Origin of the sequence: Serratia marcescens subsp. marcescens ATCC 13880 (assembly GCF_017299535.1) — a bacterium.
Classification (GTDB): Bacteria; Pseudomonadota; Gammaproteobacteria; order Enterobacterales; family Enterobacteriaceae; genus Serratia; species Serratia marcescens.
This window is the reverse complement of the sequence record NZ_CP071238.1, coordinates 78,000-97,603: the sequence shown is the minus strand read 5'-3', so window position 1 is coordinate 97,603 and position 19,604 is coordinate 78,000. Positions and strand designations below refer to the sequence as shown.

The 19,604-nt window shown below is 51.9% G+C and carries 18 protein-coding genes; 7 read left to right on the top strand and 11 right to left on the bottom strand.

Translation table 11 applies throughout. The features are described from left to right. Window positions 1–87 precede the first annotated feature (87 nt). On the top strand, window positions 88–990 hold the full coding sequence (locus J0F90_RS00455) for a LysR family transcriptional regulator (protein WP_033639045.1): 903 nt from the start codon (window positions 88–90) through the stop codon (window positions 988–990). Window positions 991–1,051: 61 nt separating this feature from the next. Here J0F90_RS00455 and J0F90_RS00450 read toward each other — a convergent pair whose 3' ends face one another. Together J0F90_RS00450 and J0F90_RS00445 are read right to left on the bottom strand one after the other, a co-directional pair. After that, complete coding sequence (locus tag J0F90_RS00450) at window positions 1,052–2,239, bottom strand: sensor histidine kinase (protein WP_033639046.1); 1,188 nt, start codon at window positions 2,237–2,239, stop codon at window positions 1,052–1,054. Next, window positions 2,236–2,934 (bottom strand): response regulator, encoded by a 699-nt coding sequence (locus J0F90_RS00445; protein ID WP_033639047.1) that lies wholly within the window; start codon window positions 2,932–2,934, stop codon window positions 2,236–2,238. The genes J0F90_RS00450 and J0F90_RS00445 overlap by 4 nt, the downstream gene beginning before the upstream one ends. Before the next feature lie 128 nt (window positions 2,935–3,062). On the opposite strand from J0F90_RS00445, the gene J0F90_RS00440 reads away from it, so the two are divergent. Continuing rightward, the gene (locus J0F90_RS00440; RefSeq protein WP_033639048.1) at window positions 3,063–3,851 is read left to right on the top strand and encodes a MipA/OmpV family protein; all 789 of its coding nucleotides are present in this window, start codon (window positions 3,063–3,065) and stop codon (window positions 3,849–3,851) included. A 2,832-nt stretch (window positions 3,852–6,683) separates the two neighbouring features. Here the strand turns inward: J0F90_RS00440 and J0F90_RS00435 are convergent. The 9 genes from J0F90_RS00435 to J0F90_RS00395 all read right to left on the bottom strand — a co-directional run bounded on the left by J0F90_RS00435 (window position 6,684) and on the right by J0F90_RS00395 (window position 14,728). Next, window positions 6,684–7,670 carry a reverse transcriptase domain-containing protein gene (locus J0F90_RS00435; RefSeq protein WP_033639050.1) on the bottom strand — a complete coding sequence of 329 codons (987 nt, stop codon included), beginning with the start codon at window positions 7,668–7,670 and terminating at the stop codon, window positions 6,684–6,686. Window positions 7,671–7,687: 17 nt separating this feature from the next. Beyond that, window positions 7,688–8,263, bottom strand: coding sequence for a fimbrial protein (locus J0F90_RS00430; protein ID WP_033639051.1), 576 nt, complete (start codon window positions 8,261–8,263; stop codon window positions 7,688–7,690). A gap of 10 nt (window positions 8,264–8,273) precedes the next feature. Then, window positions 8,274–8,774, bottom strand: a complete 501-nt coding sequence (locus tag J0F90_RS00425) for a fimbrial protein (RefSeq protein WP_080286902.1) — start codon at window positions 8,772–8,774, stop codon at window positions 8,274–8,276. A gap of 12 nt (window positions 8,775–8,786) precedes the next feature. Beyond that, window positions 8,787–9,278 (bottom strand): fimbrial protein, encoded by a 492-nt coding sequence (locus J0F90_RS00420; protein ID WP_033639052.1) that lies wholly within the window; start codon window positions 9,276–9,278, stop codon window positions 8,787–8,789. A 10-nt stretch (window positions 9,279–9,288) separates the two neighbouring features. Then, a complete protein-coding gene (locus J0F90_RS00415; protein WP_103086422.1) occupies window positions 9,289–9,954 on the bottom strand; it encodes a fimbrial protein in 666 nt (221 codons plus the stop codon). Between the two features lie 52 nt (window positions 9,955–10,006). Beyond that, the gene (locus J0F90_RS00410; RefSeq protein ID WP_042707102.1) at window positions 10,007–10,792 is read right to left on the bottom strand and encodes a fimbria/pilus periplasmic chaperone; all 786 of its coding nucleotides are present in this window, start codon (window positions 10,790–10,792) and stop codon (window positions 10,007–10,009) included. Window positions 10,793–10,890: 98 nt separating this feature from the next. Then, window positions 10,891–13,482: an outer membrane usher protein gene (locus J0F90_RS00405; protein WP_033639054.1), complete on the bottom strand. Its 2,592-nt coding sequence runs from the start codon at window positions 13,480–13,482 to the stop codon at window positions 10,891–10,893. Between the two features lie 68 nt (window positions 13,483–13,550). Further along, window positions 13,551–14,087, bottom strand: a complete 537-nt coding sequence (locus J0F90_RS00400) for a fimbrial protein (RefSeq protein ID WP_015376208.1) — start codon at window positions 14,085–14,087, stop codon at window positions 13,551–13,553. Window positions 14,088–14,191: 104 nt separating this feature from the next. Then, the gene (locus J0F90_RS00395; protein ID WP_033639055.1) at window positions 14,192–14,728 is read right to left on the bottom strand and encodes a fimbrial protein; all 537 of its coding nucleotides are present in this window, start codon (window positions 14,726–14,728) and stop codon (window positions 14,192–14,194) included. Between the two features lie 432 nt (window positions 14,729–15,160). Between J0F90_RS00395 and J0F90_RS00390 the strand changes: the two genes are divergently transcribed. The 5 genes from J0F90_RS00390 (at window position 15,161) to J0F90_RS00370 (ending at window position 19,241) form a co-directional block, all read left to right on the top strand. After that, the gene (locus J0F90_RS00390; RefSeq protein ID WP_033639056.1) at window positions 15,161–15,958 is read left to right on the top strand and encodes a winged helix-turn-helix domain-containing protein; all 798 of its coding nucleotides are present in this window, start codon (window positions 15,161–15,163) and stop codon (window positions 15,956–15,958) included. Between the two features lie 6 nt (window positions 15,959–15,964). After that, the gene (locus J0F90_RS00385; protein WP_033639057.1) at window positions 15,965–16,450 is read left to right on the top strand and encodes a hypothetical protein; all 486 of its coding nucleotides are present in this window, start codon (window positions 15,965–15,967) and stop codon (window positions 16,448–16,450) included. A 372-nt stretch (window positions 16,451–16,822) separates the two neighbouring features. Then, entirely contained in the window at window positions 16,823–17,467 is a 645-nt protein-coding gene (locus J0F90_RS00380) for a helix-turn-helix transcriptional regulator (RefSeq protein WP_033639058.1), read from the top strand. A gap of 2 nt (window positions 17,468–17,469) precedes the next feature. Further along, complete coding sequence (locus tag J0F90_RS00375; protein ID WP_015376203.1) at window positions 17,470–17,862, top strand: hypothetical protein; 393 nt, start codon at window positions 17,470–17,472, stop codon at window positions 17,860–17,862. Further along, window positions 17,859–19,241, top strand: coding sequence for an FKBP-type peptidyl-prolyl cis-trans isomerase N-terminal domain-containing protein (locus J0F90_RS00370; protein ID WP_227944642.1), 1,383 nt, complete (start codon window positions 17,859–17,861; stop codon window positions 19,239–19,241). The genes J0F90_RS00375 and J0F90_RS00370 overlap by 4 nt, the downstream gene beginning before the upstream one ends. The last annotated feature ends 363 nt before the right edge of the window (window positions 19,242–19,604 follow it).

The following is a 19,604-nucleotide window of genomic DNA, read 5'->3' as shown; positions in this document are numbered from 1 at the left end:
ACTTATTTCGATTGTTTAAAATGAAATGATGTAATTAACTAGTTGCACAAAACGCAATCCATTGAGCGCGCCACCACCGGAGAGTCCATGCCGCAAAAAATTGATTTCAACCTGATCTATGCGCTGAATCTGCTGCTGGAAGAAGGGAGCGTGAGCGGTGCCGCCGAAAAGATGAATCTGAGCGCGCCGGCGATGAGCCGCATTCTGGGGCGCATCCGCCGGCAGTTCGACGATCCGATCATGGTCAGGGCCGGCAAGCATCTGGTGCCGACGCCGCGCGCGCTGGAGTTGAAACGCCAGCTCGGCGAGATCATCGAGCAGGCCGCCGCGCTGATCGCACCGAATGATGCGTTCGAACCCGGCAAGCTGACCCGAACCTTCACCATTCGCGCCAACGACATTTTTATCGGCGCGCTGGCGGGCGGCTTGCTGGAGACGCTGCGGGACATGGCGCCGTTAAGCGGCCTGAAGTTTATCGCTGAAAGCGACGGCGAGGATGACGCGCTGCGCAGCGGCAAGGTGGATCTGGTGATCGGTTCCTCACGCGACTGGCATCCGGAAATCAAGACGCAGAGCCTGTTCACCAGCACCTTTCAGGCGCTGGTGCGCCCTGGGCACCCAATCATCGGCCGGGTAACGCCCGAAACCCTGACCCATTACCCGCATATCAGCGTCTCCCGCCGCGGGCGCACGCAGGGGCCGATCGACGACGCGCTGCGCGATCTCGGCCTGCAGCGCAACGTCGCCCTGACCCTGCCGGGCTTCCATTCGGCGATGATGCTGACCATGAAATCGGACTTTATCCTGCCGCTGCCGCGCCATGTGCTGCAAGGGGTGAGCAACATCCACCTGCCGTTGGCGGAGATCGAGCTGCCGTTCGAGCTGGAATCGGTGTTTATCGTGCAGGCCTGGCACCCGCGCCTGGATCGCGATCCGGCGCATCGCTGGCTGCGGCAGACCATCAAGCAGTTCTTTTTGCAGCGGGAGTGAGGGGCTTCGCCGCCCATAATGCCTCCTGCAGCGTATTGCGGCACTGCCGCCAGAAGCCTCGCTAGAGGTGAGCCGCGCCCTGCGCCGGCAGGGGCAAGTTTATGGTGATTAACAGCCCTTTGCCGGCCGGCAGACTGGCTGTTATCGTTCCGTGATGGGCAACGCAAATCGCCTTCGCAATGGAGAGCCCGAGCCCGCTGCCGCCGGAATCGCGCGCGCGGGATGTTTCACCGCGAGTGAAACGCTCAAACATCTGCGGCAAATAATCCTGTGCAACGCCAGGCCCCGTATCTTGAAAAGCCAACACGATTTCCTGCGTTGTCCGTTCGAGACAAATGCGCATTCGATCGCCCTGGCTACAATAACGAAGCATATTTTCGATAAGTATACTGAATACCTGACCTACCCTGAATTCATCCCCAATAAAATCAAACTGCCCGCTCTCCTTGATGGAAATGGACATGCCCGCTGCCTCCAATTGAGGCTTGAGCCATGCCACTCTTTCCTTTAACACGTTATTGATAGTGAAAACGTTTTTACTCAACTTCAGTTGGCCCGCACTGGCCAGGGAGAGGAAATACAGATCTTCGGTAAGGTAACTCAGATTTTTTAATTGCGTCATGACCATATTCAACTGTGCCTGGCTCGCAGGAAAAACGTCGTCTATCATGCCTTGAAGACGGCCCATAGCCCCGGTCAACGGTGAACGCAGCTCATGAGCCAAAGCGACATGCGACGCCTTTATCTCACGTTCGTACAAAGCGAGCTTGTTAACCATTTCATTGAAATTTATTGAGAACCTTATAATTTCATCAGGACACGCCTGAACCAGCTCGGCTTGTTGCTTAAAATTCCCCTGAGCCACAATTTCCGCAACGTCGGTGAGATTGCGAAATTGGGCGGTAAGAGGACGTGCGATGCGCACGCACATCAACGTTATCAATGGAACGACAACGATCAGAAAAATAAGCAGCCACCCCCAATTTAAAGAAGTCAGCGAAGGCGTGCTGTAATCCAGTCCCCAATATGTATCGACGATCTCATGGAACGCATCTATATCCAGATTCGGATTTTCTCGCAGCATCAAGAATCTCTCGTAAACAGATGCCGGCATTTCATGAATGACATAAAAGTACTGGGCAGCAAAAATACCCCACATTGCAAGAATAATGGTAAAAAGCGTCACGATGGCGACAATGACGATGCGAACAGACACCCAAAACAAAAGAGACTTATTTTTGCTCTTCATGATTTGCAAAACCGATAGCCAACGCCGCGCACGTTAAAGATCACGTTATCAACGCCTGCCGCTTCAAGTTTTCGTCTTAAATTATAAACATGTGTATCCACCACTCTTTCGAGCGCATCACTCTCAGGTAAACATTTTTCAAGCAAAAGCTGGCGGCTTAGCGGCCTCGTTGAAGCTTTCATCAACGTGCTGAGAATGGAAAACTCGGTTAATGTTAAATCCAGCGAGAGAGCGCCGCTCTCGCCCATTGCCACCCTCGCCACCATATTAGCGAGATCCAGTTCGAGCCGTTCCCAACGCAATATTTCTTCGCCTACCAGGTGATTCCCGCCGCTTCGCCTTAACACTGCCTGCACGCGAGCCATAACTTCGCCGGGGTTATAAGGTTTAACAATATAATCATCCGCACCATAGCGAAGCGCGCCTATTTTATCATGAGGCTCCCCCATCGCCGTGATCATGATAACCGGCGTATTCACCTTGCGCCTGAGAGACGCTAATATCTCAGTGCCGTTCATATCAGGCAACATAATATCTAATAATATGAGGTCGGGCTTCCAGCTTAACGCCGTATTTAAACCAATCAATCCATTTCCCACCACTGCGACATGATAACCCTCACGCCTAAGATAGGCCTCCAGCACATTTGCCGCATCGATATCATCTTCAATGACTAAAACTCGTTTATTTTGCATATCATCCCCCCTGAGGGTTCTTGGTTATTTATTGATTATTAATTGACGGTTAATTGACAAATCATCGGCATACTCCGCCTTGCGTGAACAGTCTTATCATACCGACACACATAATAAAGAGGCTCATAATGTTAGAAAGTAAAATGCTTAAAAATACGTTGGTTCTGCTGATAATATCCAGCATTTCCCCCAGCTATGCAAGTGATAACGATAAAAGTGGAACGGCATTTACCGTAAGTTTTGGTGCGGTATCATCGCCAAAATACAGCGGTTCAAATGAGCAAACCTGGGGAGCCGCACCGCAATTTCATTACCAACAAGATAATTTCTTTGTCGATTCAATGAATGGTGCTGGTTTTCGTTTTCAAAGCGAAAACGGTTTATATTTCATTCCAACGATAGGCTATGATTCTGGGCGAACCGATGAAGATTCAGGTTGGCGTAAAGGCTCAGACGCGCTGAAAGGCATGGGAGATGTCTCGGCAACTGTTAATACGGGCCTAACCTTAGGATGGGCGGTAACGCCCTGGCTGGTGTTGGAAGGGAAAGCCACTCTGCCGCTGAGTGATGGCCAAGGGATATCTTACGCGACCTCCGTCGATTTCATTCCTATTATGGATGAAGAGGATACCGTTGCGTTTAAAATCAGCGCATTATTTGCAGACTCTCGTTATATGAACACCTGGTACGGGGTCAACAGTACGCAAAGCGCAAACTCAGGTTACTCCCGCTATAACAGCGCAGGCGGCTATTACGGCACCGACGTGAGCCTGACGTGGGCGCATCAGTTTAACGAAAACTGGGGCGGATGGTTTGGCATCAACCATACCTGGCTCGGGGATAACGCCGCCAATAGCCCTATCGTTAAACAAAAGGAGGGAACAAGCGGCGTCGTAGCAATAAGTTATACATTCTAAGCCAGTACAAAAAACCTGAAGCTGCAAAGTGACGTTCAGAAGAGTAATGGGACTTTAAAGATCCCTCACTCAACAGCTTGCTGTAATTAAAGTTTCATTACTCTTCAACCAACAATTCAGGAAAATGTAACTGATGAAGTTAAAAACTGGGATTTTAACGCGATTTTAAAACGTTTTAGTAAAGGTTTAAATATATAAAATTTGGGGGCATTAACGCATTGCGGTACATCATGAGAAGAGCACGACTTGAAATCACAGGTTATTGCACTTGCTCCGTTGCCGAGTATGCCAATACCGCTTTGAATGCCGAAGCATAGCCTTTCATGGCAATGAATCGCGGTGATGAATATTGATGCCAATAAAACAATTAACGACATGGTTTTCACGAGGCCTTCCTCATTACAGTTTAACTGTCTTGAATGGTTTATTAACCAAAAGGAAAGCATGCCAAAAAATCATCAACCCACTGTCAATCCACTACAAAGAAACGCTCAACATGGCGCCAAAGTGAAAACACCCCGGTCTTCCAGACCCGGATAGTCGGATTAAATAAGCAGTTGTTAATTTTCTGCAAAATGAATCAGACGTTATCAAACCGAGAGTCGATACCGCAAAACAGGATGAGTTTATGTTTCTAAAGATTGCCTATTACCTTTTAACCCTATCATCAACGCTTGCGTTATCCGGCTGCGTTTCGCTTTTCTAACCGTCAGAGGCCTGAATGAAGTCACTCATTTACATTTCTATTCTGTCATCCATTTTTTTACTCAGCGGCTGTTTATCCATCGGCACGCACCTATTCAATAAGTAGCCGTAATAATCCCTCGCGCAGCCGGACAATCTCATTGTCTGGCTGCAAGATCTCATATCCATTCAGATGGACGGTCATGTAAGTTGCAAAACTCGGCTAACACAGAAGAGCAAGGGAGACGATGATTGGCGGAAGATCACAGGAGTGACAAAGAAGCACTAACAAATTGATATATAATATGTTTTTAATTGGAAAATTTTATTTTATACACCATGATATACACAAATGCCGTCACGTACAATTTTTACTCAACCTCTACAAATCAGCACTGACATAAAAAGATTTATCGAAAAACACGTCACAGTAGTCATAACTAGATTTTATTATTTTAAATCATGTGATTACACAGAGAATAGTTAGTTCAGACTATGCATCACCGTTCACTTTTAGGGAGCTTCGGGATTTGTTCACGAGGAGATCGCAGTGCATCACCATGCCCAGAACTTCGCCGTTCTTGGACTGGCTGATGCAGTCCGCACAGGCATTCCTCGGGAGGTCGTAGTCGGACATATTCGTGTATAAGCATGAAACCAAATATAGCCCCATGGTATGATGCGGGGCCTACTAGGCCCCACTGGCTCGACCTCGCGTACCCGGTCGAACATGCCGGCGATGGATAAACCCCATTTCGAATACGAGCAAACAAGCCACAAGTATAAAATCAATCAATTTCGGACTATTTGAACAAAAGCCCATGCCACTCACTATTTCTGTACCCAGCGTGGGTCCGTCGCTCGTGCAACCGTGACCTACGCATAGCGGGTCTTGGCGTATGAATTACCCCCCCCCCCGCGCCCGTTACACCACGGGACGGTTACCGATGGTAGGCCCAGGACACGGACAGTCGACTGAGGGTTGTAATAACATCTACCCACCTACTCGCGCTAGGTACCGATGACCACTTTTAGTGGGTATTCCCCGCAAGTGCACGACGTCGGTTGTCTCGCAGGACTAAGGGACGGGGGTTCCGCCACCGTCCACGTCCCCCATGGGAGCGCTACCTTCACCGCGAGCGGCCTCCCACCTTACGACATCACGCCACCCCAGACGTTCAACGAAGGATTGTCAACCAGTTGCAGGCGGTAATCCGTCTCTAGCCCTCGACTACGCCCCACTGAGGTCGGCGGGGGAACCGTAGCATTAGTACGGAGAAACCCGCACGACCGCTGAGCCCCTATATTCCCCCGGAGCGGCGTTGGTCACCGTCAGATCCGATGTCATAGTCACGGTGGTCGCTGACGTGACGTTCGTAGACAACCGGCTTTTCACTCCTACGCCTAGGACTACCACACTCCCTCCCACGATCTCCACAACGGGCTTGGCACCACACGCGATAGAACCAAACACGGTGACGGAATCCGAGCCCTGCTGGGGCAGCGTATGGTGGTCAATAATCGTGGGGATATCGAGGTCGCACTGCACTGACGGAGGTAGTGCCTTCTGACAGAACCGGTTACCCGAGTTCGCGACGGTCTCAGCATCCAGAACACCAAATGGTGTATTCATGGTCGCAGTAATACCCGGTGGTTGCTGGGTGAAGATCACGCACTCGCCCCCCGGCCCTGCGCCGATATGTTGGGTCCATTGGCCGGTCGCACACGTGGAGTCAGCGGTGAGTTCCCATGAATCGGTGTTTATCAGCTCGCACTTACCGGTCACCCAAGGATAATGCCTGGTCCCTGGTGGTCCCCACCGGCACCCACCAAACGGTTGACCAGTTAGCATACTCCCATAGTCGCAATGCATCCCGACCGCACGGATCTGAGTCCCCCGTGCAGGGTCAGGTCGACCCACCGGTACAATGTCAACGAACACAACCCCATCACTACCGTAGACTACTTGGTCCGAACACTCCCCATGGAGCCAGTGGTTTTTGCAGCTTACAATCCGGGGGTTGTCGACGAAGGGCCAGGGCGCACTTAAGGCGGCGACACTGACCGATTGAACTAGAACCATAAGCGAGAAGGTGTACCAACTCATGAGACGATACCTATCGTGTAATTTATTTAATCAACAGGCAATCACCCCACTTTTCTCAAATGGTGTTTTGCCCATGTCATCCACCGGGCTTCATATTCCCGCACACGGTTATCGGTCTCTGCCTTCGACAGTTTCCTCAAACGTGCTTGCTCATAAAGCCGCGCAATATGTTCCCGATGGTTCTCTATTGCTCTCGGGGCTATCCGGGGCCCTTCGAGGGCATACCATACCCCCAGCCAGTCAAAGCCATTTTCCATTCTCCCCAGTTGTGTTTTATCCGGGTGGGTTTCAAAACCGCCCAAATCGAAAAATTCATACAGCGATTTAATCGTTTTACGTAAATGCCAACGCGTTTTGGTGAAAAAAATAAAGTCATCCATATATCGGGCATAAAACAGTTCCTCACGCGTCGCAAAATAATGGTCAACATGCCGTAATAGACTGCCGCCAATCAGCGGGCTTAGCGCACTGCCGCGACAAATCCCTTTTTCAGGGGTGCGTATTTCACCACCGTCTTCCACGCTGTAATGGAGCCATTGCAGGCACAGGCTGCGGCAAACCGCATCCTCGATATGCCAGTGCAACTGCCCGGCCACCTGATGCTTTAAAATATGCCGGTAATAACCCCGGATATCCGTGCGGTAAACATAACGCCATTCCCCACTTTGCCAGGCAGAAGCAACAGACTGTACCGACCCGTTCACACCACCGTGCCCTTTCAGGTGATGGCAATGCGCATCCCTGGGCAATTGATCTTCGACCTGCATCGCCACCCACTTGAGCACTAACGCATCATGCGCCGACCATTGCACCCAACGTTTATTCCGCCGTCGATAAACCTGCATTGGCGACAGTCGGTATTCCCCTGTCAGTACCTGGTTTAGCCATTGAAGCCGCTGCCGTGGCCACTTAAAGCGTAAATCCCACACATCCGCATTCGGTGGCGCATGCTGTCGCCGCAGGCACAACCAACGGTACGCCCTCTCCCAGTCCTGCGCGGCACTCTCTTCATTCTGTGCGTTTGTCACGGCCGGTTTGCTGTCGCTTACTCATATTCCAGATTGAAGGTGGCGACCGCGCTGAACGCGCCCCGGCCAATCGTCTGGTCGGCTATCGCCAGGGGCTCACCTTGCACATACGCCCTCAGCGCAATGATGTTGCCCCCGTCCTGCAACAGGGATTTGCCACTCTGGGTATTGAGCGGCAGGGGTTTGGCCGACGGCGTCTCAAACCCGATGGCAATCCCCTTGGCCTCACTGCCGCCATCAATGGCCAACAGGCCCGGCAACGCGTGGTTTTCCGTACCGGTAAAGGTCACGCTCACCGTCTTGCCCAGCGTCAGGTCGCACTCCTCCAGATGTATCTCGAAGGCTTGCCCGAGAGTGCGCGTGTTCAGGTACAGGTACTTGTCGATGATGGTGCCAAAATCCAGCGTGATTTCTTCATCGCCCAGCGGTATCACACAGGGCTCTGCGACCAGAGCGCCATGCAGGTACAGGTTATTGTCACCCGCGGCCAGCGCCGATAGCGGTGCGGCCATCAACATCGGCACCAACAGCAGGGCACCCACCCGAGAACGTGGATCCCCCGAGGGTTGGCGCCAGCCCGATTCCCCTTTCATGTCGCGCTCCTTATTCATAATCGGCACGCAGCGTGGCCCAGGCCTCAAAGGCCCCTTCGGTCAGCGTGGCGCCCGCTTGTTTGATCGGTACCGCCTCCAGGCGCGGCGGGTTGGCCAGGTTTATCTTCACCGTGCTGTTCGGGGTGAAGGGTTTATCGTTCTGGTACACCCGAATGCCGAGGCTGGCTTTGTCCGTCAACAGGGCTTCACTGTCGAACCCTGCCGCACTGCCGCTCAGGCTGAGCGTCAACGCCCAGTTCCCACCGGCGGCGCCATCACAGGTGATTTGGTAGTTCAACCCCTGCCGGTAATTCTCGCCGTCCACCTTATTGATGCCCACCCGATCGCCGAAATCGACCTCCACCTGATTGCCGTCGTTGAGGGTGCAGGGCGGCGGCTCTATCAGGGTGCCGTGAAACGTCATGTCGGCTTCACCGTCTTTGGCCTGTACCGACGTCATGCCCGCCGTCACCCCCCCGGCCAGCAACAGGACTTTTAGTGTTTTGCTCATACTCCGCTCCCGTTACTGGTAATCCACGGCCATCGTGGCCCCTGCGCTGAACTCGCCTCCCGTCAGGGTTGTGCCGGCTTGTTTTACCGGCACGGCCCACAGTTCGGGCTTGTTCGGATAGGTGAAATTCAACCAACTGTTGACGGCCAGTTTGCCGTCGCCCTGGCGCAGTTCGATGCCAAGCCCGGTCTTGTTGGTCTGCAACACCGTCGCGTCGAACGCGGCGCCATTGCCTTTGACCTGCAGCTTCATCGCATTCGAAGTGCCCCCGGAGCACGACAGCGTGTAATTGACCGGCATCTTGTAGTTATCACCATCCACCCGGGTGGTCATCACATCACCGAACTCCACTTCAACCGGTCGGTCATCGTTTATCACGCAGGGCGGTGGGGCCACCACGGTAACCTTGACGGTGACCGTGGCCGAGGGGGCTGCACAAGCCAGCATCGGCAAGGCCGCCAGCACCCCCGCCAGCGCTCGCTGCAGCGTTACGATCCCATTCATTGCGGCCGCCTCAGTCATAGCTCAGATGAAAATCCACCACGGCCCGATAGCTGCCCACAATCAGAGCGGCAGGAGTACGTTCCGGGGTTATCGTGTAGCTCAGCGTGTTCTGCTCTGGGGTCAGCAACAGTGGCTTCCCCCTGCTGCCCAGGCGAACGTCTTCACCCTGCGCATTTTCAAGCCGCAGCCCCAGCCCGGAGACGCCCTGCGCCTTCACCAACTGCGGGTTATCGGCGTCACGCGTCGCACGGAAACTCACCGTTACCGCCGGCTGATTATCCGCCCAGGTCAGGCTACCGGTACGCACATCGCGGCTACCGGCCGGGCTGCGCAGACAATCCTCCAGGCGCAGCTCGAATCGGATCGGTTCGCCACGCGCGCCAACCGTTCTCAGGCGCCCCGCCCCCGTTTCACCGAGTGCAATATCCTGGTGGGCGCTGGTCATCTCCAGCCGACAGGCGCTCTCGGTTAACGCCCCGTGAACGTACAGGGTGCCGTTGGCGCCTTCGACATCCCAGTTGTCCACCGCCGCCTGCGCCGGTGGCAACAACCACACCACTGCCCCCAGCGTTATCGGGGCCATCAGCGCCAACCCGAACAACGCGCCGTAATACTTCAGCTCAATCGCCCCGCACAGGTCCCGTCGGTGTCTGCCCGTCTCGTGTGTCATGCCCATATTCCTGTCTCCCTTCGCTTGACCGGCGCTCGCACCGCCAGACCGTGCTCTGCTACGCTTTCTTCGCCGGTGTCACCGTGCATGTGCTACCGGAACAACTGAAGCTCAGCTGCGGCCGGCCGCCGTAGTCGTTAACGTAGGTCAGCACCGGATTGTTACCCACCTCCGCTGCACTCACCGTCAACGGCAAATTGCCCTTTGGCGGCACCATCATCGGCTCGAAGTTTTTGATCCCCGCACCGTCTTTTTTGGTGGCGGCATCAACCAGCGTGACGTAATACGCTGTCGGATTGTTGACTACATACTTGTCGCCTTGCTTGCTCAGGGTCAGTTGCTCCTGCGGTGGCGGTGCGTTTTTGTCCATCGCAATGGCGGCAGGGCGGTAGAACAGCTTGATGCGCGTCTGCAGCGCGATTTGCAGCGTGTTCGGCTTGGTGCTCTTCGGCGGGATTTCCCGCAGGTTGAAGTAATAGACCGTCTCGCGATCCTGCGGCAGAGTCTTCGCCACCGGCAGCGACTGGATTTTCACCTGGCTCGGTTTGCCCGGCTCGATGCGCTGAACCGGTGGCAGTACCGTTAGGGGGCTCTGGATTTTGTTGCCCTTGTCGTCTTCAATCCAGCCCTGCGCCAGGTAAGGCAGCTGCTTGTTTTGGTTGCTGACGCTCAGGCTCACCGACTTTTGGCTGCCATCGAAAATAATCCGCGTGCGGTCCAGCGCTATCGCCGCCTGGGCCTGCTGGGCCAGCAATGCCGCGAGCAAGGCACCGGCCACGGCCGCCGTCGTCAGGGCCTTTTTCCGCCCGGGCGCAACCGGACAGCCTTCGTGATGTTGTTTCATGTTCAATTCGCTCTTTCGCATATTTTCATTCCCGGCCGTAGCGGCCTTCATAGCATTTGGGTTAAATCTGCACGCCGTGTTATCCCTCGGCGCGGCGGTTACGAAACCGGTTCCGGCTCGGGAGCAACCACTGGCACTGGCGCGCCCTGCGTCGGTGTGTCTGGCTCTGTGCGCGCCCCCAGCGGATGACACGGCAACAGCAGCGTATTCATCAACATGTCTGCCGGCAGCGGCGTTGGCATGCTCACCTGACACTGCGCGTCGCCGTTCCAGTGCACCGTCATGGCATCGCCGGCGTTAATGCCGCTCAGGTAAACACTGCCGCCGTCATTGACGATGCCCGTCTCCTGCTTGCGGGTGTTCATCACCGTGGCGCCGAATGGGGGTTCACTGCCATCGGCCAATTTGATGACCGCCATCGCCTTCTCGCCGGCAATCACGTCGAACTGGCGGTAACCGATAGCGCCTTCGGTGAGCGTGGCCTGCACCACTGACTTCGTGGCTTCGGCGTTATCACCGAGCTTGTTCACATCGATACTCGCCCTGTTGCGGTAATAGCTGTTCACGTCCCCGATGACCGCCTTGCCCCAGGCATTGGTGTTGGTGGTGCTGCCATACCCCCGCACCGGCACGTCCGCCACCCCCTGCGTGTCAATCAGCATGCGGGTGCCGCCCGGCATCCCGGCCCGATGCAGCGCCCCGCCATTCGCCGTCATCGTCATACCACCCTGCATCGACACCCCGAAGGCGCTGTAACGGTTTTCCTGATAACTGGCGTTAGCGCTCATGCGCGCCTTATCGCCTTCATGGTTGTAATACCCGTTCACATTCACCCCACTGCGCGAACTGCCGGCCCGCAACTGGTAGTTGTTGTGCTCATCAATCCGGTCGTAATAACCCACCTGATGCGTGGTGTCGTCGCGGTTCACCGTGGTGTTGTAGCTCACCGTCGAGTTATCCCCCCACGGCATCGACAGTGAAAGGTAGGCCCCATCGTCTTTCATCCCGTTGTATTCATTACGGTACGCCGACAGCGACAGGCTCAGGTTGCGGAGCCGGCCCACGTCGAAATAACGCGACAGCGTCAGGTTGTAACGGTCGTTGGCCGGCCGGTCCCAATACGTCTCGTGGCTGTAGTTGAGATAGCTACTCAGCCCCCAGTCGCGGAAATGTTTGTTGAAGGTAATGGTGTACATCTCCTTGCCATTCCCCGTTCGGGTGCCGTAATAACGCGCGTCCAGATACTCACTCATGCTCATAAAGTCCTGTTCCGAGAAGCGATAGCCGGCAAAGGTCACCTGGCTGTCGTATTCGTCGAAGTTCTTTGAGTAACTAAGCCGATAGGAACCGCCGTTGAGCGTGCCGTCTTCCTGTGGCAACCGCGCCCGCGACTGGGTAGCATCAAACGACAGCGCACCCAACGCCATCAGGTCACGGCCGATACCCAGTGACAGTGCGTTGTAGTCGCCGCCCGCCAGCACACCACCGTACAGCGACCAGCCGTTGCTGACCCCCCAGGAGAATTCGCCGGTGCCGAACAGCGGGCCGCGCGAGTGGTGCTGCCAGTCTGACGGTTTACCCGTCGCCAGTTTGAAGCGCACCGATCCTGGCCGCGTCAGGTACGGGATGTTCGCGGTGTTCACCACGAACTCCTGCACGCCACCGTCCTGCTCTTCCACCCGCACGTTCAGCTCGCCGCTGATCGCATCGTTGATGTCCTGAATGCGGAATGGTCCGGCCGCCACCGTGGTCTCGGACAGCACACGCCCTTGTTGACTGATGGTGACTTTGGCGTTGGTTTTCGCTACTCCCACCACTTCCGGCGCATAACCGCGCAGATTAGGGGGCAGCATGCTGTCGTCCGACACCAGGCTCGCCCCCGTAAAACGGAAGCTGTCGAACATGCCTGAGTCCAGGTAGTTTTCACCCAGCATCAGCTTCGAGCGCAGCGCCGGTATTGCCCGATAGGCGTAATACCGGCTCCAGTCCAGCTGTTTATGGGTCGGTTGCCCGCTCCCCGTTTGATGGTCAAGATTCGCCTGCCAATCGGCACGCAGACGCCATGCGCCCAGGTTGGCGCCCGCCGTACCGTTGCCGCTGAGGCTATAACTGCGCGATCCGTCCCGCTGCTGATGCTGGCTACGCGCATTGACGTTGTAATCGAAGAGCAACCCTGGAATACCCTCATCCCAGCGAGACGGCGGATCCCAGTTCTCGTCGCTGTACTCCAGATAAGCCTGAGGAATGCTCAGGTAAAGAGAGGATGTGGGCAAATCGCCACGCACTTCCATTCCCTGTACGCTGGTCTCGTTCAGACATTCTCCCTCTCGCCACCAGGTCAGGTCTTTCAGCACGCCGGGCTTGAATCCCAGTTGCTCGACCAACTCAGGGCTGAGGCAGGCACGACTGCCATTTGGGTCGCCCTCCGGCGCATAAAATGCAATCTGTTGCTCCGGCAAGTCATTCTTATTAACGTGCACCACCATGCCGTAGGTCCCCGGCATAATGTAGCCACTGCGCGAGAATTGGCTCAGATCGATGTTTTTCCGATCGTTGACATCCAGCACATCGGTATTGAACTGAATATCATCGGCAGCATGGGCGCTTATCACTGAAGTACCCAACGCAAGGGAAATAAACAATCCTAACGAATGCAGAGGTGCAATTTTTCCAAGCGAAGAAAACTCCATGCCATTACCTTATTAGTATAAATAAATCCATTACGCGAGGCGAAAAACAGCACTCTTCCAGCAAGAAATTAAAAATAGTCCAACTTAAATCGGATAGATGATAAATAATCACCTGCTTTTAACGCATGATTATTGGCTACCAATCTCATGGCGTAATTCAATTGGCTGTCGCCGGGAATAATATCCACTGGCGGCATAGCCTTGCCCGGCATTGCGACATTACCCTGGGTATCGATGATTTGCAGCGCCACGCCGGAGGCATCCCCGTTAACACCAAATAACCCGCCATGAGCTTCACCATCAAAAGTAACCTGAAATTTCTTCCAGCCTTCCTTTCCAGGGCGTTCAGTGATGCAGTTGACTAAATCAATGGAAAAAGGTTTGCTGCGACCCTGCCCATCGCGAATAATATCCGATAAGGGTAAAACCCCCATATCAATGGTTTGTTCTCGGCTGTTAACCGCAATAGCACAAGCGGTGTCGATAATGGACCCTTGCATATTTACCCGCCCCCATCCGGCAATGTGCTCGCCGGCTAAAACAGAGAGCACTGGAAAGGAAAACAGGCAAGAAACCACTATAATAACGGTATTATTCGCCCTCATAAAACGCGCTCCATACTTTGTAATATTGTCAAAAAGGCATGCGGAGATACCGCATGCATATACACACATACAGAGAAAACACTTACTTTATGTGGAGTGAGCTTTTAGTTATAAGTCAGTGTAAAATCGGCCACTGCCTGGAATTCACCTTCAGTAATAGACGCGGAAGAAGCGGTATCGCCCTGCATGTAGGCAGCGAAACTCAGCGTGTTGTTACCGTCCTGCAATACTTGCTCTTTCGTTGGCTCGCCCAGTTTGATGATTTCACCATCAGCCTGAGTGATAGCTACGCTGGCGCCTTTAGCCGTGCCGGTAATCCCCAGCAGGCCATTTTTAGCCGCAGATTCCATACCCGTAAAGGTTACCTGCACCTTATTTTTGGTGGCAGGTGAGCCGAACGTGCAGTTCTCCAGGTCAATCGAGAAATTACGTGGGGTAGATTTCCCGCCACTGAGTAAAGCAGCCTTAGAGATTTGACCCAGCTCAACGGTCTGATCAATAGACTCTGGAGTGATAGAGCAAGGTGCATCAATAATAGAACCGGTGAAGGTGACTTTACCATGTCCTTGATCGGCGGCCTGCACACCAGAAACAGTACCGAATGCCAAAACTGCAGCCATCATGATTTTATTCAATTTCATTTCTACTTTATCCTTAATTAAGGTCTGTCACATTTCCGTTAAGTCGCCATTATTTCGGCACCAAACATACAGAGAAAGAAAGGTGAACATACACCAGTCAACTTGCTACGTTATGGCTACCGGCAACTGGTGAATATAGTAATCACATAAAAACAAAAAAGATAAATAATCTATTTAATTTAAAAAAATTAGATTAAAAAACCAAATTAAAACAAAAAAAACAACACATATAGATTATTAACCTGAATTAAGTCGCACAATTAAACAATAACACTACTTGGCTTTCAACGACATCCGCAATAAAAAACGCCACTCTAAAAACAAGTTGACGGGCAGCCCCCCATCCAATAAATTTTATAAATCTTAAAACAAGATTATTCTTACCTTTAGTTAATCTTAAGATCAAACACCAGAAAGAAAAAATACATCATCATGAAATACATAATAAATTTAATCATCACTTTCGATCCTGACAGCCGGCTGTTAATGCTTAGGGATAATGACCAACTCACTATAGGGTTATCCAAACCAGGCAACCGATTGTTAATCGAGCTAGTTAAAAACAATAGAAATGAACTGACGCGCGAAACGCTGATCAAGCACGTCTGGGAGGATTACGGATTCTCTCCGTCCAGCGCCACCTTGAGCAACCATATCAGTGAGTTAAGAAAAGCCTTTGAAGCGCTTGGGGTAAGCAAAGACATTCTGCTTACGGTGCCGAGGGTGGGGTTTAAAATGGATGCAGAAATCCACCCCGAAACTAAACCACCGAAAGAAGATGGATCTGTTGAAATGGTTGCCCCCGCGGTTACCACGAGTGAGCCGGTAAAGCAGCAAAACCTAACGCCTCATCCCACACATTCGGGCCTCAGAGGAACGCTGCAGCGTATGCTGAAACCCGGCCTGGCTCTTATCTTCGCCTTACTCGCCATTGCTGCAGCGATAAAGTTGATGACTCTGCACAGTAATGAAGAGCCAATGCTCATAGGCGTTCAGGATAAATGCAATTTTTATGCCCTGGGTAACAATAAGCCAAGCAGTGAACAGTTTGATCATGCGCGAGAAATGCTCTCCGATGCAAAGATAGACTGTGCGCAGATAAATCGAGACATCTACTATATTGGGGCACGCCCTGCCAATGACAAACTAAAGGTTCACTTTATGGCGGTTTGTACCAAAAGCACCAATATGAGCTATCAAACTTGCAATAACTATAAACTGGTTGAGTAAAGTGACATGAATAGAGTAATCGTCTGGGTATCTATTTTTAGCGTCATTGGCATGGGGCTGTTTTTCTTTTACCTAAACAGTCTTAGCTGGAAACCGTTCCGCTGCGATACTCAAGTGAATTCGAGTATTGCAACAAAGAATGGCAACTGGATTAAGTTTAACGCGAATATAAATGTCATTACCCTTCATAAAGAGCACAGTGAAGTTCTGGTGATAGGCTCCCTTAAAGACAAAAGTGAAAATTACACGATATACAGAACAATTTTCGTCACACATAAACCGGCGGATATAAACGGTTATAGTGTAGCTGTAATCACGAGTGAAAAGCGCAATCCTAAAGACAACGTGCCCGATACACTCTGGCAACATTACGTATTACCAGAAGTTCCAGGCGTTTCCTTCTATCTAGAAACAAAACACCTGAAGGAAAACTCAGTTATCTACAAGCGATTAGATAACCCAATTTTTGTCTGCGCTATAACAGAACAGTAACTCTCACAAAGGTTTAATCGCGTGCCTGGCAAGCGCTTAAACCTCCCCCCTAATCGTACTGAATATCACCATGACTTAACCACCTCACCAACCGATTAATAACAGAAAAAGGAAAGAACAAAACGCTAAAAAAAAATAAAAAAACAGAATAAAACCACAATAAAAAACAATGAAAACAATTAAGTTGCGTATCACATCGTTAATTCGCTAGCCTGTCCTCCACACAAACAACACAGTTTTATCAATCCAAAAACACGCTTTTACTACCCACATCAGCCAGGTGGCGATTAGTTCCCTAGCTGACCGTCGACATGCAAAAAAACATTGATGACCAAGGCACTATGAATACTCAGAGCACAGGCAACCCAAAACATGAAAAGCACGCAAAATGCCATCATGAATAAGACACTGAACATCGTCATCATTGACGATGACAAATTTTATACCGCCGGATTAGCGATGGCATTGGCCATTTACTTAAAAAACCAAGGCCAGCAAGTAGAGTTTTCCTCCCATCTCGCCTACGGAAAAACGACAGATATCGTTTTTCAGGCAATACGTTGCGGCACTTTGATTGCGCCTGGCAGCGCAATCTGTATGAACAACGATAAACCAGTGTATGTCGCCATCGCTGACAGAAAAGATACCCATTTGCAGCACTTATACCGTAGCGTTAATAAATCTAACATCCTTTATCGACACCAATCGGTAAGCTTACTCTTGCAGCTAATGGAAAACGTCATGCTTTCCCTGCAAAAGACATCGGTAAAAACACAATCTACTTCGGAGAACTTGCAACACTTAGCGCTCACACAACGAGAACGCGAAGTGTTGCATCAACTCAAGCAGGGAAAAACACCTGCCTGCGTAGCCAGCTTCCTGGGTATCAAGGAAAAGACCATCAGCTCGCACAAACGAGCGGCGATGAGAAAATTGAATTTTAAACGAAGTAACGAGCTGTTCCATTGGATGCTGCAAGGCGGTTTAACCTGCCACCAACCGAGAAAAGGAATTTGAACATGAGCCATTCACCCCTATCCATCACGGCGGTATTGATGTGTGTACTGTTGGTCAGCAGTTGCCAGTCCACCAAAATGCCCCAGACAAAATCCGCTTCGGCCAGCACATTGCAGGATGAAAAGGTCAAGCGTGAAACCCAGGATTTAAAGCAGTGCCAACAGAATTTAAGCGCACTGGGGACACTGAAAACGGCGGATTACCCGGCAAAAAAACAGGTGTTCGACAACCTGATGTCCGGCGCTTCGCAATACGCCGGTGTGCGTACCCAGGTCAACGAGCGCACGCAAGAGACCGTTGATGCCCTCTATCGTTATCAGGTGAGCTATCAATGCGCCGAGATTAATCAGGCGTTACTTACCGAACTGGCGAAACGCGGTGGTGCGATAAAATGATCGTCTGGAAACGGTTTACCTACCGTTTTTTGGCCTGTCTGGCGGGAGGGCTGATGCTACCAGCGGCTTCATCGGCGCCAAGCAAGGGTAATGCCGATATTCTGGCTTTGCTGCAGTTTGCCGAGCAATACAGCGAAAAAAGCTACCCGGCTGAAAAAGCCCCTGCCGTACTGGATAGCTCTCGCACAGAAAAACGCCCAACCCAAAGCGTCGAGAAAGGTAAGACTGATAAAAAACCGCCACCTCAACGCGAATCCTGGCGAATTAAGGATAAGGAGATCCAGCAACAGCGCACGGAAATAGCCCAGCTAAAATTACAGCTCTCCCGTCTGCAGCAAAACGCCGTAACGGCAACGCCGGATTGGGCTGCGCTATCACAATTGGCGCAGAGCTTGCGTCAGTCGCTGAGCATGACCCCGACAGAACGCCAGGCGAAAGCCAACCTCTTACAGATACGGCAACAGTGGTATCAGGATCGAGCGGCATTACAACAGCAGTTGTCAAAAGCTAAGTCGGAAAACCAGGCCTTATCGGCGGCAGCCAACCACCAAAAGAATTTGCTGATGGAAGCGGAAAAGCGCGACGTGGTGCTGCGGGAACAGCAAGCTGAATGGCGGTCACAGCGTCAACTGATGCAAACCGAACTGGATGAAACCGTTAAGAAACTGGCAGATACGCGAGCCAACATGGCTTCTTTGCAAGCGCGAAGTCCCCGTCTGGTGACGGCCGATGAGCTCAAAGGCGCACAACCGCGTGAGGATTACGCCGCAGGCATTTCACTGGGAGAGGAAATTCTGCAAATGCAGGAAGAACGGCAGCGTTGGGGAGTGAGAGCGGAGAAGGGAATGCTATTGGCCGGCATTGCAGATGCCTTTGCGGGCAAGCGGATGTTGTCGGATGATGAACTCAATAACACCCTGGCCGCCGCCGAGAAAAAAGTGGTATCCGCAAGAGAAGAAATCAGCGCAACCCAACGGCAAAAAGGTGCGGCCTATCTAAGGGAATTCAAGAAAGATCAGCGTGTTCACCAGGCATCATCCGGATTTTGGTACCGTATCGACTATGCGGGCGATGCGCAGATCCCCGCTACCGCCTCGGTGGATGTGGTGGTAAAAGAAACGCTGGTCGACGGCACCGTGGTGCAAGATATGGAAGCGACTGGTGCCACACTGTCGCAGCCGGTGGCGGATTTCCCACCGTTGTTTAAAGAAGCCATCTCGCTGCTGAAAAACCACGGTACGATGACCCTGGTGGTTCCCCCCGAGCAGGCTTACGGAGATAAAGGCTATCCACCTAAAGTCCCCCCCAACGCCACCATGATTTACACCTTGCGCATAGCGGAGGTATACCCACCCGCTCAGGCTAAAAAACAGCCCTAACCCCAGTCGCCCTGATATCCCTCATGAGTTTAATAGGGTTATCAGGCTGATGCGCAACCTATCAATGACAGATAAAACCCAGCATTGCGATTAATAAAAATTAAATTAAATTAAATTAAATTACTAACATAAACGCATTCAGAGTAGAGACACCGTCAATATATTATTGAAATAAATATGAATTATAATAATTATTTTTTCAAATTATAAAAATTATGTGATAACGAATCAAGAAAACCATCCTATTGATGTTGACTTTAATGAGGGCAAAAAACATCATTAACGCCACAGATAATTAGAAACTTCAGCACCCGTAATAGACTGGCTATTGAATGCACCACCATTAGCCGACTATACATTTAT

Excerpts from the sequence above, each read along its gene's own strand:
- J0F90_RS00455 (WP_033639045.1), top strand. The coding sequence starts at position 88 with ATGCCGCAAAAAATTGATTTCAACCTGATCTATGCGCTGAATCTGCTG.
- J0F90_RS00450 (WP_033639046.1), bottom strand. The coding sequence starts at position 2,239 with ATGAAGAGCAAAAATAAGTCTCTTTTGTTTTGGGTGTCTGTTCGCATC.
- J0F90_RS00445 (WP_033639047.1), bottom strand. The coding sequence starts at position 2,934 with ATGCAAAATAAACGAGTTTTAGTCATTGAAGATGATATCGATGCGGCA.
- J0F90_RS00440 (WP_033639048.1), top strand. The coding sequence starts at position 3,063 with ATGTTAGAAAGTAAAATGCTTAAAAATACGTTGGTTCTGCTGATAATA.
- J0F90_RS00430 (WP_033639051.1), bottom strand. The coding sequence starts at position 8,263 with ATGAAAGGGGAATCGGGCTGGCGCCAACCCTCGGGGGATCCACGTTCT.
- J0F90_RS00425 (WP_080286902.1), bottom strand. The coding sequence starts at position 8,774 with ATGAGCAAAACACTAAAAGTCCTGTTGCTGGCCGGGGGGGTGACGGCG.
- J0F90_RS00420 (WP_033639052.1), bottom strand. The coding sequence starts at position 9,278 with ATGAATGGGATCGTAACGCTGCAGCGAGCGCTGGCGGGGGTGCTGGCG.
- J0F90_RS00415 (WP_103086422.1), bottom strand. The coding sequence starts at position 9,954 with ATGGGCATGACACACGAGACGGGCAGACACCGACGGGACCTGTGCGGG.
- J0F90_RS00410 (WP_042707102.1), bottom strand. The coding sequence starts at position 10,792 with ATGAAACAACATCACGAAGGCTGTCCGGTTGCGCCCGGGCGGAAAAAG.
- J0F90_RS00405 (WP_033639054.1), bottom strand. The coding sequence starts at position 13,482 with ATGGAGTTTTCTTCGCTTGGAAAAATTGCACCTCTGCATTCGTTAGGA.
- J0F90_RS00400 (WP_015376208.1), bottom strand. The coding sequence starts at position 14,087 with ATGAGGGCGAATAATACCGTTATTATAGTGGTTTCTTGCCTGTTTTCC.
- J0F90_RS00395 (WP_033639055.1), bottom strand. The coding sequence starts at position 14,728 with ATGAAATTGAATAAAATCATGATGGCTGCAGTTTTGGCATTCGGTACT.
- J0F90_RS00390 (WP_033639056.1), top strand. The coding sequence starts at position 15,161 with ATGAAATACATAATAAATTTAATCATCACTTTCGATCCTGACAGCCGG.
- J0F90_RS00385 (WP_033639057.1), top strand. The coding sequence starts at position 15,965 with ATGAATAGAGTAATCGTCTGGGTATCTATTTTTAGCGTCATTGGCATG.
- J0F90_RS00380 (WP_033639058.1), top strand. The coding sequence starts at position 16,823 with ATGAAAAGCACGCAAAATGCCATCATGAATAAGACACTGAACATCGTC.
- J0F90_RS00375 (WP_015376203.1), top strand. The coding sequence starts at position 17,470 with ATGAGCCATTCACCCCTATCCATCACGGCGGTATTGATGTGTGTACTG.
- J0F90_RS00370 (WP_227944642.1), top strand. The coding sequence starts at position 17,859 with ATGATCGTCTGGAAACGGTTTACCTACCGTTTTTTGGCCTGTCTGGCG.